Source organism: Curtobacterium citri, from assembly GCF_030362955.1.
GTDB classification, from domain to species: domain Bacteria; phylum Actinomycetota; class Actinomycetes; order Actinomycetales; family Microbacteriaceae; genus Curtobacterium; species Curtobacterium citri.
Window position 1 is genome coordinate 41087 of sequence record NZ_JAUCML010000015.1, and the last position, 11002, is coordinate 52088.

General features: G+C 74.3%; 12 protein-coding genes. 5 read left to right on the forward strand and 7 right to left on the reverse strand.

The window, feature by feature from the left end; genetic code table 11:
- The first annotated feature begins 60 nt into the window (after nucleotides 1-60).
- From QUG92_RS16550 to hemL, 3 genes are read left to right on the forward strand one after another with little or no spacing between them, the layout of a single operon-like run.
- Entirely contained in the window at nucleotides 61-810 is a 750-nt protein-coding gene (locus QUG92_RS16550; RefSeq protein ID WP_289460025.1) for a uroporphyrinogen-III synthase, read from the forward strand.
- The gene (gene hemB / locus QUG92_RS16555; RefSeq protein WP_289460026.1) at nucleotides 807-1862 is read left to right on the forward strand and encodes a porphobilinogen synthase; all 1056 of its coding nucleotides are present in this window, start codon (nucleotides 807-809) and stop codon (nucleotides 1860-1862) included. Before QUG92_RS16550 ends, hemB begins: the two co-directional genes overlap by 4 nt.
- Nucleotides 1859-3208, forward strand: a complete 1350-nt coding sequence (gene hemL / locus QUG92_RS16560) for a glutamate-1-semialdehyde 2,1-aminomutase (protein ID WP_069712721.1) — start codon at nucleotides 1859-1861, stop codon at nucleotides 3206-3208. The genes hemB and hemL overlap by 4 nt, the downstream gene beginning before the upstream one ends.
- A gap of 125 nt (nucleotides 3209-3333) precedes the next feature.
- On the opposite strand, the gene QUG92_RS16565 is transcribed toward hemL, so the two are convergent.
- The 5 genes from QUG92_RS16565 to QUG92_RS16585 form a co-directional block, all read right to left on the reverse strand.
- The gene (locus QUG92_RS16565; RefSeq protein WP_182045919.1) at nucleotides 3334-4119 is read right to left on the reverse strand and encodes an ABC transporter ATP-binding protein; all 786 of its coding nucleotides are present in this window, start codon (nucleotides 4117-4119) and stop codon (nucleotides 3334-3336) included.
- The gene (locus tag QUG92_RS16570) at nucleotides 4116-5486 is read right to left on the reverse strand and encodes a hypothetical protein (RefSeq protein ID WP_289460027.1); all 1371 of its coding nucleotides are present in this window, start codon (nucleotides 5484-5486) and stop codon (nucleotides 4116-4118) included. Before QUG92_RS16570 ends, QUG92_RS16565 begins: the two co-directional genes overlap by 4 nt.
- A gap of 8 nt (nucleotides 5487-5494) precedes the next feature.
- Nucleotides 5495-6163, reverse strand: coding sequence for a GntR family transcriptional regulator (locus QUG92_RS16575; RefSeq protein ID WP_182045921.1), 669 nt, complete (start codon nucleotides 6161-6163; stop codon nucleotides 5495-5497).
- A gap of 94 nt (nucleotides 6164-6257) precedes the next feature.
- Entirely contained in the window at nucleotides 6258-7235 is a 978-nt protein-coding gene (locus QUG92_RS16580; protein ID WP_289460028.1) for an MDR family oxidoreductase, read from the reverse strand.
- A gap of 47 nt (nucleotides 7236-7282) precedes the next feature.
- Nucleotides 7283-8311 (reverse strand): 6-phosphofructokinase, encoded by a 1029-nt coding sequence (locus QUG92_RS16585; RefSeq protein ID WP_182045923.1) that lies wholly within the window; start codon nucleotides 8309-8311, stop codon nucleotides 7283-7285.
- Between the two features lie 77 nt (nucleotides 8312-8388).
- Here QUG92_RS16585 and QUG92_RS16590 point away from each other — a divergent pair, with 77 nt between their 5' ends.
- The gene (locus QUG92_RS16590) at nucleotides 8389-9354 is read left to right on the forward strand and encodes a DNA-3-methyladenine glycosylase family protein (RefSeq protein WP_289460032.1); all 966 of its coding nucleotides are present in this window, start codon (nucleotides 8389-8391) and stop codon (nucleotides 9352-9354) included.
- A gap of 68 nt (nucleotides 9355-9422) precedes the next feature.
- Complete coding sequence (locus QUG92_RS16595) at nucleotides 9423-9617, forward strand: zinc transporter permease (protein WP_069712728.1); 195 nt, start codon at nucleotides 9423-9425, stop codon at nucleotides 9615-9617.
- A gap of 83 nt (nucleotides 9618-9700) precedes the next feature.
- Here QUG92_RS16595 and QUG92_RS16600 read toward each other — a convergent pair whose 3' ends face one another.
- The gene (locus QUG92_RS16600; protein ID WP_289460029.1) at nucleotides 9701-10558 is read right to left on the reverse strand and encodes an NAD-dependent epimerase/dehydratase family protein; all 858 of its coding nucleotides are present in this window, start codon (nucleotides 10556-10558) and stop codon (nucleotides 9701-9703) included.
- Between the two features lie 62 nt (nucleotides 10559-10620).
- Complete coding sequence (locus tag QUG92_RS16605) at nucleotides 10621-10806, reverse strand: hypothetical protein (protein ID WP_069712730.1); 186 nt, start codon at nucleotides 10804-10806, stop codon at nucleotides 10621-10623.
- Nucleotides 10807-11002 lie beyond the last annotated feature (196 nt).

Consider the following 11002-nt stretch of genomic DNA (forward strand, 5'->3'; position numbering starts at 1 on the left):
GCCGCGGACGAGGCACGACCCCCGGTCGTCCTCGTCCCGCGCGGCGGTGCGTGGGGTGACGTGGTCGCCGAGGCGGCACGCGCACGCGGGCTCGCGCCCGTCGTGGTCCCGCTCATCACCGACGCGCCGCCGGCGGACCCGGCAGCCCTCGACGCGGCCCTCGCCCGACTGACGGACCCGGCCGGGAGGCGCGACGCACCACCCGCGGACCGCACCCGTCCCGACGGGGCCGGCACAGGAGCCCCCTGGCTGGCGGTGACCAGTGCGACGGCCGTGCGCGTGGTCGCCGGGCGGATGCCGCGCCTCCCGGCCGGTGTGCGCGTGGCGTGCGTCGGTGGGGCGACCGCGCGGGCCGCCCGTGATGCCGGGTGGTCCGTCGACCTGGTGCCCGACGAGGAGTCGGCGGCCCGGCTCGCGGCCGCGCTGCCGGCCGACGCGCCGCACGTGCTCTTCCCCCGCTCCGAGATCGCGGCGCCCACCTTCGTGGACGCGCTGCGGGCCCGCGGCATCCCGGTGTCGGAGGTGGTCGCGTACCGTACCGTGGGGACGGGCGACGAGCCGGTCGTCCTCACCCCACCCCCCGACGCCGTGCTCGTGACGAGCGGCAGCGTCGCGCAGCAGGTCGTCCGCCGGATGACCCCCCTCGACCCCCGCACGCACGTCGCGTGCATCGGACCGTCCACCGCCGACGCGGCCCGTGCAGCCGGGCTCCCCGTGCACGTCGTCGCCCGCGAGCGGTCCGCCGAAGCCCTCCTCGACGCCGTCGTCGAGACCCTCCACCCGAACCCCAGAACAGGAAGGTCATCGTGACCGGACGCTTCCCCCAGGTCCGCCCCCGGCGGCTCCGTGCGACCCCCGCCATGCGCCGACTCGTCGCCGAGACCCGGATCCATCCCGCCGAGCTCGTGCTGCCGATGTTCATCCGCGAGGGCGCCACCGACGCCGTGGACATCTCGAGCATGCCGGGCGTGCAGCAGCACTCGCTCGACTCGTTCCGCCGCGCACTGAACGAGGCAGCGGAGCAGGGCGTCGGCGGCGTGAACCTGTTCGGCGTGCCGACGTCGAAGGACGCCGAGGGGTCCGGCGCGACCGACCCGGACGGCATCCTCAACGTCGCGATCCGCATCGCGAAGGAGGAGGTCGGGGACGCGCTCGTCGTGCAGTCCGACCTGTGCCTCGACGAGTTCACCGACCACGGCCACTGCGGGGTGCTCGCCGCCGACGGCTCGGTCGACAACGACGCGACGCTCCTGCGATACCGCGACATGGCGGTCGCCCAGGCCGAGGCCGGCGCCGAGCTCGTCTGCATGAGCGGCATGATGGACGGCCAGATCGCCGCCGCCCGCGGCGCCCTCGACACCGCCGGCCACAGCGGTACCGCGCTCCTGGCGTACTCGGCGAAGTACGCCTCGGCGTTCTACGGGCCCTTCCGCGAGGCCGTCGCCTCGACGCTCGTCGGGGACCGCCGGACCTACCAGATCGACGCCGCCGACGGCCGCCAGGGCCTGCGCGAGGTCCTGCTCGACATCGAGGAGGGCGCCGACATCGTCATGGTGAAGCCCGCGATGAGCTACCTCGACGTCCTCGCCAGGACCGCCGACGTCTCCGAGGTCCCCGTGTGGGCGTACCAGATCTCCGGCGAGTACGCGATGATCACGGCGGCCGCCCAGAACGGGTGGATCGACCGCGACGCCGCGGCGATGGAGGCACTCGTCGGCATCAAGCGCGCCGGCGCGGACGCGATCCTGACGTACTTCGCGGTCGACATCGCGCGGAAGCTCAACCAGGAGGCCGGCCTGCGCACGTCCGGCAGCACCGCGGCGGTGTCCGGCGTCGCCTCGACCGGGAAGGCCCCCGAATGACCACCACCGCACCGACCACGACCAACGACGCGCTCTTCGGTCGCGCGAAGGACAGCATCCCCGGCGGGGTGAACTCGCCGGTCCGCGCCTACGGCTCCGTCGGCGGGACCCCGCGCTTCCTCACGGCCGCGAAGGGCGCGTACGTCACCGACGCCGAGGGTCGCGAGTACGTCGACCTCGTCGCGTCGTGGGGCCCCGCGATCCTCGGGCACGCCCACCCCGGCACGGTCGAGGCCGTGCAGCAGGCGGCGTCCCGCGGCCTGTCCTTCGGGGCGTCGACCCCGGGCGAGACCGAGCTCGCCGAGCTCGTGAAGCAGCGCGTGCAGGTCGACGGCGACGGTCCGATCGAGAAGCTCCGGATGGTGTCGACCGGCACCGAGGCGACGATGACCGCGATCCGGCTCGCCCGCGGCTACACCGGCCGTGACCTGCTCGTGAAGTTCGCCGGGCACTACCACGGTCACTCGGACTCGCTGCTGGCCGAGGCCGGCTCGGGCGTCGCGACGCTCGCGCTCCCGGGCAGCGCGGGCATCACCGCCGAGACCGCCGCGCAGACCCTCGTGCTGCCGTACAACGACCTGGACGCCGTGCGGGCCGCGTTCGACGAGCACTCCGAGCGCATCGCCGCCGTGATCGTCGAGTCCGCCGCCGCGAACATGGGCGTGCTCGCGCCGGAGCCCGGCTTCAACCGGGCGCTCGCGGAGATCACGCACGCGCAGGGTGCGCTGCTCATCGTCGACGAGGTCCTGACCGGCTTCCGCGTCGGCCCCGCCGGGTGGTGGGGCCTGGAGGCCGACGGCACCGTCCCCGAGGGCACCGGGTGGAAGCCCGACATCATCACGTTCGGCAAGGTCATCGGTGGCGGGATGCCCCTCGCCGCGCTGGGCGGCCGTCGGGAGGTCATGGACTTCCTCGCACCGCTCGGCCCCGTGTACCAGGCCGGCACGCTCTCCGGGAACCCGCTCGCCGTGGCCGCCGGCACCGCCACGCTCCGGGCCGCGACGCCCGACGTGTACGCGCACCTGGACCGCACCGCCGCGACGATCGCCGACGCGACCAGCGCCGCGCTGTCCGCCGAGGGCGTCGCGCACACCGTGCAGCACGCGGGGAACCTGTTCTCGTTCGCCTTCACCGAGACCGCGCCGCGGAACTACGACGACGTCCGCGCGCAGGACGTCTTCCGGTACGCCCCGTTCTTCCACAGCATGCTCGACTCGGGGGTCACCCTGCCGCCGAGCGTGTTCGAGGCGTGGTTCGTCACGGCGGCGCACGACGACGCTGCCGTCGGCCGCGTGCTCGACGCGCTGCCGGCTGCCGCGCGGGCGGCGGCCGCCGCGACGGCCTAGCCCGAGCCACTTCCGCAAGACGCAACGTCGGCGGTTCCTCGCAGCGACATCCCGCTGCGCGGAGCCGCCGACGTTGCGTTTCGCGAGCGGGACGAGCGGGACAACGGCCGGGAGGCGCGGGACGGCTACCGCGCGCGGCGCGCCTGCCAGCGGCCCCCGTCACGCGAGACGGTCAGCGGGAACGCGAAGGCGTCGGACACCGCCCCGGTCGTGATCACCTCGTCGGCGGGACCCTGCGCCACCACGGCGCCGTCCCGCAGCAGCATCGCGTGCGAGGTCGACGCGGGCAGGTCCTCGAGGTGGTGGGTCACCATGACGCTGCCGAGGTCCGGGTGTCGCTGCCGCAGGGCGTCGACGGTCTCGAGCAGGTGCTCGCGCGCGGCGACGTCGAGCCCGGTCGCCGGTTCGTCGAGCAGCAGCAGCCGTGGCTCGCTCATGAGCGCCCGGGCGATGAGCGCCCGACCGCGCTCCCCCTGGGACAGGACCGGCCAGCGGGAGTCGACCCGTGCCTCCAGGCCGACGTCCGCCACGTGCCGACGTGCCGCGGCGACCTGCTCGGGTGTCGGCTCCCAGCGCAGCATGAGGTCGGCGGTGCCGGTCAGCCCGGTCAGGACGGTCTCGAGCACCGTCAGCGGCGACAGCATCCGGTGGCGGGGGTCGACGTGCCCGATGTGCTCGCGGAGCTCCCGGACGTCGACGCGACCGAGCCGGCGCCCGAGCAGTTCGACGGTCCCCGCCGTCGGGTGACCGGCCGCCCCGAGCACGGTGAGCAGCGTCGACTTGCCCGCACCGTTCGGTCCGAGCAGCGCCCAGTGCTCACCGCGCCGGACGGTCAGGTCGACGTCGTGCAGCAGGTCGCGACCGGAGCGGGTGACGCGGAGGCCGGTGGCGGAGACGAGGAGGTCGGTCACGTCCCCATCGTGCCGTACCGGTCCCGGACGTCGGCCACGTGCGCGTCGACGTGGCGCGCGAGGGCGTGCGCGGCGTTCGCGGCGGCCCGTTCGTCCCCGTCGAACGCCCGGTCGAGGTGCGCCGCGACGTCCGTGACGCCCCACTGCCGGAACGGCGGCGGTTCGTCGAGCAGCAGGAACGCGCGGCTGTGCGTGTAGTGCAGGGCGTCGCGCACGAACGGGTCGGGGACGTGGTCGGCGATCCACCCGGCCAGGTCGACCAGTGCACTCGTCAGTCGCGGGTCGCGGACGGTCGCGTGGCGGCGGACCTGGTCGACGATCGCCCGGGCCTCGGCGACCTGCGTGTGGTCGTCGTGTCCGACCAGGATCCGGAGACCGAGCTCGGCGAACGCGACGACGGCGGCGGCGTTCTCCGCCCACTCGTCGAGCGACGGTGTGCGGGGGCTGAAGTCGGTGCGGTTGCCCGGGAGGAACCGGGCGAGCCCCATGACCTCGAGCTGCCGGACCGCGAGGTCCGCGTCGGCGTCCCGCTGCCCGGTGATCCGCACGACGTCGTCGACGGTGTACCGCTGCCCGGCCTCGAGCGCGCCGCTGCGGACCGCGCCGAGCAGGGCGTCCCAGGCGGTGCCGGCGGCGCTCGACGGCACGACGCTCGGGACGGCCGGACGCAGGTCCGGCGGACGCACGAGGGTGCCGTCCGCCAGCCCGGCCTGCGCCTCGACGTCGGCGACCCGGACGTCGCGGAACCGGGCGAGCGCGTGGCCGGCGTCGTGGGCCGTGTCACGGTCGCCGGTCGTCGCCGCGAGCAGGGACGAGGCGAGCCAGGCGTCGGCGTCCCAGGTGCGCCACGCGGTCCCCGGCACGAGCGCGAACGTGACGAGCTCGAGCATGCGTCGCGTGAAGCGTGCGAGCAGCACGTCGGGACACACGCCCACCCAGAACCCGAGCGTCGCGAGCAGTGCCGACCGTGCGCCGTCCGACCGGAGGCGCAGGGCTCGGTCGGCCTCGTCGACGAGCGTGCGGTAGCGGTCGACGTCGTCTGCCGTCAGCACCGGGACCGCACTGCGCACCGCGTACTCGAGCATGCCGACGAGGGCGCGGGTGCCGGCGGCCCACCGCTCGGGTCCGGCCTGCGTCAGGACGACGACGTCGTCGTCGACCCGTCGGGCGAACCCCTGGTACTCGAGCCGGAAGAGCGCCCCGCGTACCGCACCGGGCGCGGCACCGAGTCGCGCGGCGAGCTCGGCGACCGACCACGGCCTGCCCTCCGCGAGCACGCCGGACCGGGCGGCGCGGAGGATCGCCAGCCACGCGTCGTCCCACGGCGTCTCCCGGGTGTCCGCCCGGTCGGCCCCCGTGTCCCGCACCGCTCCGGTCAGCCCCGCGAGGAGCGGACCGCGTCGATGTGGTGCTCGATGTTCCGGGTGAGCGCACGCCCGGCCTCGGCGGCGGTCTCGCCGTCGCGGTCCTCCAGCGACTCGCGCAGGATCGAGAAGAACGCCTCGGAGTCCCACTGCTCGAACGGCGGCGTCGGGTTCAGCGTGAACCGGACGCGCTCGAGGGCACCCTGTGCCGCGTTCCGGACGAGCGGGTTGCCCGAGTGCTCGACGGCGAACTCGATGACGGCCGTGACCGCGCCGCTGAAGCCGTTGTCGCGGACCTTCCGCAGGTCGTCCGCGCGGTCCAGGAGCTTCCGCAGGTCGCGGACCTCGGCGTCGGAGTACTCCGGGACGCCCCAGCGCAGGCTGAGCTCGAAGAACCCGGTCATCGCACGGCTCGCGGTCACCCAGTCGTCGAGCGTCGGGGTCGCGACGCGGGTGTACCGGTTCGCCTCCATCTCGACGAGCCCGATGTCGACGAGCTTCGCGATCGCCTCGCGGATGGGCGTGCGACTGACGCCGAGCCACGCGACGAGCTCGTCGTCGTTGAGGCGCTCGCCGTGCTCGAGGGTCCCGTCGCGGAGCGCGGCCAGCATCTTCTCGTAGACGACGTCACGCAGGAGCTTCCGGGGGGAGTTCTCGACGGTCGACTTGGGGACGGGCATGCGCTGCTCCTCACAGGGTCCGGTGTGTGCCGTGTACCAAACCTAGCGTGTCAGTGAGCAAGCGCTTGGGAAATCGCCTGCAAGGGCGTCGGCGTCACGCCCGGACGTCGACCACCGTCCGCCCGTGCACGCGGCCGGCGACGACCTCCGCGCCCACGGTCACCGCACGTTCGAGGTCGACCGTCCGGGTGACGTCGGCGAGCAGGGCGCGGTCGACATCGGTCGCGAGCCGGTCCCACGCCCGCTGCCGGAGCGGGAGCGGGGCCTCGACCGAGTTGATGCCGAGCAGCGACACCGCACGCAGGATGAAGGGCATCACGGTCGTCGGCAGCGCCGAGTCCTGCGCGAGGCCGCACGCGGTGACGGCGCCGCCCCACCGTGTCGACGCCAGGACGTTGGCGAGCGTGGCACCCCCGACGCTGTCGACGGCACCGGCCCAGGTCGCCCGCTGCAGCGGCCGGCCGAGCTCGGCGATCGTCGCCCGGTCGACGACCTCGGCGGCGCCGAGCGCGCGGAGCGAGGCCTCGTTGGACGTCCGCCCCGTCGACGCGGTCACCCGGTACCCGCGGGCGGCGAGCAGCGTGATGGCGACCGTGCCGACACCGCCCGACGCTCCCGTCACGAGGACCGGTCCGTCGTCCGGCGACACCGTGCGCTCGAGTGCGAGCACCGAGAGCATCGCCGTGAAGCCGGCGGTGCCGATCGCGGCGGCGAAGGAGTCCTCGACGGCGTCGGGGAGCACCACGAGGGCGCCGCTCGGCACCACCGCGTGCTCCGCCCAGCCGCCGTACCGCGTCTCGCCGAGGCCGGCGCCGTTGCAGACCACCCGGTCGCCGATCGCGACGTCGTGGACACCGGGGCCGAGCGCCGACACCGTCCCGACGACGTCGATGCCGGGGACGAGCGGGTCGATGCGGGCGACACCGGGGTTGCCCGCGAGGGCGAGCCCGTCCTTGTAGTTCACGCTCGAGCACGTCACGTCGACGAGGACCTCGCCCTCGGTGGGGTCCGGTAGGTCGACCTGCGTGACGGTCGGCGGGGTGGAACGGGAGACGAGGACTGCGCGCGTCATGCGCCGGACGCTACCCCGTGCCTCCCGTCCGACGTGGCGGAACCGCGTCAGCCGAACATGATGGCGGCCTCGTCGTACCGCGCCTGCGGCACGGTCTTCAGCTCGCCGAGCGCCTCCTCGAAGGAGACGTGCTCGATGTCGGTCCCGCGGAGCGCGACCATCCGGCCCCACCGCTCCTCGACCACCGCGTCGATGGCCGCCAGGCCGAGCCGGGTCGAGAGCACCCGGTCGTACGCCGTCGGCGTGCCACCGCGCTGGATGTGCCCGAGGGTCGTGGCGCGGGTCTCGATGCCCGTCATCTCCTCGATGAGCGGTGCCAGGCGCTCCCCGATCCCGCCGAGCCGCGGCCGACCGAACGCGTCGAGCCCCCGCTCGGTGTGGGCGTTGTCCTCGTGGTCGGGCACGAAGCCCTCGGCCACGACCACCAGCGGCGCGCGTCCGCGGTCGTAGGCGGCACGCACCCACGCCGCGATCTGCTCCATGCTCGTCTTCTGCTCGGGGATGAGGATCGCGTGCGCGCCCGCCGCCATCCCGGAGTGCAGCGCGATCCACCCGACGTGGCGGCCCATGACCTCGGCGACCATGCAGCGCGAGTGGGACTCGCCCGTGGTGCGGAGACGGTCCATCGCCTCGGTCGCGATCGCGACGGCGGTGTCGAACCCGAAGGTGTAGTCGGTGGCGCCGAGGTCGTTGTCGACCGTCTTCGGGACGCCGACGATCTTGAGCCCGGCGTCCGTCAGGCGCTTCGCGGCCGCCAGCGTGCCCTCGCCGCCGATCGCGACGATCGCGTCGATGCCGTGCCGGCCGAGGGTCGCCGTGATGTTCTCGACGCCGCCGTTCGGGCCCTCGAAGGGGTTCGTCCGGCTCGTGCCGAGGATGGTGCCGCCCTGCTTCGCGATGCCCTGGATGTCCTTGCGCCCGAGCGGCACGATGTCCCCGTCGACGACGCCCCGCCAGCCGTCGCGGAACCCGACGAACTCGTGCCCGTAGATCGCGATGCCCTTGAGCACGATGGCCCGGATGACCGCGTTGAGTCCGGGGCAGTCGCCTCCGGAGGTGAGGATGCCGATGCGCATGGGAACTCCGTCGTCTGGTGCAGGGGACGCTCCCATCATGTCTGACGGTGGTGTGGCATTACCATCCCCGTGTGTCCCTGCCAGCCGCCCTCGCCTCCGGTCCGTCCGGTGACGCGTCCGGCGCGGCCGGTCGGGTGGACACCGTGTACCGGCCGGGAGGCGCGGTGGACGTCCGCGCGACCCTCCGGCCCCTGCAGCGTGGCTCCGGCGACCCCGCCTTCCAGGTGGTCGGCGCCGACACGTGGCTCGCCCTGCGCACACCGGCCGGAGCGGCCTCGGTGCTCGTTCGCCGAGCGGGCAACGACGCGATCGCGGTGTCCGCGTGGGGCGACGGGGCCGCGTGGGCGGTCACCCACGCTCCGGACCTGCTCGGACGCGGCGACGACTGGTCCGACCTCGACGTCAGCGCGCACGCCTTCCTCGCCGAGGCGCGACACCGGCAGCCGGGGCTGCGGCTGCTCCGGACGAACACCGTCGTCGCGATGCTCGTGCCCGCGGTGATGGAGCAGAAGGTGACCTCGCGGCAGGCCTGGCGAGCCTGGCGGTACCTGCTCCGCCGCTTCGGCGAACGGGCACCGGGACCGGTCCCCGTCGAGATGTTCGTCCCGCCGACCCCCGAGCAGTGGGCGCGGATCCCGAGCTGGGAGTGGCACCGGGCCGGCATCGAGCCCGGACGCTCCGCCACGGTGATGCGCGCGGTGAAGCTCGCGCCGGCACTGGAGCGGACGCTCGCCCTCGGCCGCGGTGGTGCCGTCGTGTCGCAGCGGCTCCGGTCGGTCCCCGGCATCGGACCGTGGACGGCTGCCGAGACGGCGCAGCGGTCCCACGGCGACCCGGACTCGCCGAGCGTGGGCGACTTCCACGTCCCGGCGCTCGTCGGGTGGGCGCTCGCCGGGGGGCCGGTCGACGACGACGGGATGCTCGAGCTCCTCGAGCCCTGGCGCGGGCACCGGGAGCGGGTCGTGCGGCTGATCGGGGGCTCGGGCTTCCGGAAGCCGGCGTTCGGTCCGCGGATGACGATCCAGGACCACCGCTGGCACTGACCGGCCCGGACACGGCGGCGGCCGCGACGTACGCTCCAGGTGAGAACCGATCTCACTCAGGAGGAACCATGTCGGACCCGAACACCACCCCCGCCGTCGAGGCCGAGACCGAGGCGCACCGCGTCGCCGAGCACGACGTCGCGGGACACGACCACGAGCAGGACGGCGGCGAGCACGAGACCGTCGAGCACGGCGACCACGTCGACTTCGTGCACGACGGGCACCGCCACGCCCGTCACGAGGACCACTACGACGAGCACTGACGGTCGCTGACACGACCACCCGACGGCCGGGAGGCACGGGGCGAGCCCGCCGCGTCCCTCCCGTCCGTCGACCGTGCACCTGACTACGGGTGCCGCGTGCCCTCGCCGGCGAGCACCGCGCGGTAGCCCTCGCGGAACGTCGGGTAGCGCGGCTCCCAGCCCGTGGACCGGAGCAGCGCGTTCGACAGGCGCTTGTCCCCGCCGGCCTGCCGTCCCTCGGGGTCCGCAAGCGGGGGTTCCGGGGCGCCGAGCTCGGACGCCAGGAAGGTCAGGACGTCGTCGAGCCGCACGGGCTCGTCGTCGGTACCGAGGTAGGTCGGCGCGGGCTGGTCCACGCCCGCCAGGTGCACGAGCGCCTGGGCGGCGTCGTCGCGGTGGATGCGGTTCGTGTGCGGGGAGTCGCCCGTGGACAGCGTCGCCCGCCCGCTGCGCACCTGTTCGACGAGGCGTTCCCGCCCCGGCCCGTAGATGCCGGACAGGCGGACGAGCACGGCGTCGGGCGCCCGGTCGCGCAGCAGCGACTCGGCCTCGAGCAGCACGCCCGCCGTCGGGGTGGCGGCGCGGGTCGGCGTCTGCTCGGTGACCTCGCTGCCGTCGTCGACGTCGTACACGGCCGTGGACGACACGACCAGGAGGCGCGGTGTCGCCCCCGACGCGTCGATGCCGTCGAGGACGTTCCGGAGGCCGTCCACGTAGGTCGCGCGGTACTCGTCGACGTCACGCGACCCGGCCGCGAACGCGACCACCACGACGCCGGTGTCCGGGTCGATGGTCGGGGCCTCGTGCCGCAGGTCGACGCTCCGGCCGGTGATCGGTGCCGGGATGCGCTCGGCACGGCGGCGGAGGCCGGTCACCGGGTGTCCGAGCGCGGCGAAGCGCAGGCCGGCCTCGGTACCGAGGTCGCCGCACCCGGCGATGACGACGGGGGAGTGGTGCTGCATGCTCCGAGCTTGTCAGGTCGACGTCGGAGCGGTCCGGGCGCGAGCGCCCGAGCTCACGGCCATCAGACCTGCTCGTTGTCGGGCGACTCGGGCTCGCCGCCCGAGTCGACGTCGCTGTCCTGCTGCGGGTCCTCGGTCGCGTTGCCGGTGGACGAGCCGTCGGGCAGGTCCTCGGTGCGCTGGAACTCGCTCTCGGGGGCGTCCGTGGAACCGTCGGTCGGGTTGGTGTCGCTGTGCTGGTCGCTCATGCGGCGCACGCTACGCGCCCTCGGCTCCACCGCCGTCCGGATGCCCCTCGGACGAGGGGGTGTCCCCCGGTTCTGTAACAGAACGGTAACGAGACCGAACCGACCCAAACCCTCCGGCGGAGGGTGCCGAACCACTGTCACAAGCCGGGAAACACCCGGAGCGCTCACCAGCCGCAGGTAGCTGGTTCTCCACCCC

Bases quoted from the DNA above. Each gene is read 5' to 3' on its own strand.
- hemL (WP_069712721.1), top strand. From the start codon at position 1,859: ATGACCACCACCGCACCGACCACGACCAACGACGCGCTCTTCGGTCGC.
- QUG92_RS16575 (WP_182045921.1), bottom strand. From the start codon at position 6,163: ATGCCCGTCCCCAAGTCGACCGTCGAGAACTCCCCCCGGAAGCTCCTG.
- QUG92_RS16580 (WP_289460028.1), bottom strand. From the start codon at position 7,235: ATGACGCGCGCAGTCCTCGTCTCCCGTTCCACCCCGCCGACCGTCACG.
- QUG92_RS16585 (WP_182045923.1), bottom strand. From the start codon at position 8,311: ATGCGCATCGGCATCCTCACCTCCGGAGGCGACTGCCCCGGACTCAAC.
- QUG92_RS16595 (WP_069712728.1), top strand. From the start codon at position 9,423: ATGTCGGACCCGAACACCACCCCCGCCGTCGAGGCCGAGACCGAGGCG.
- QUG92_RS16600 (WP_289460029.1), bottom strand. From the start codon at position 10,558: ATGCAGCACCACTCCCCCGTCGTCATCGCCGGGTGCGGCGACCTCGGT.
- QUG92_RS16605 (WP_069712730.1), bottom strand. From the start codon at position 10,806: ATGAGCGACCAGCACAGCGACACCAACCCGACCGACGGTTCCACGGAC.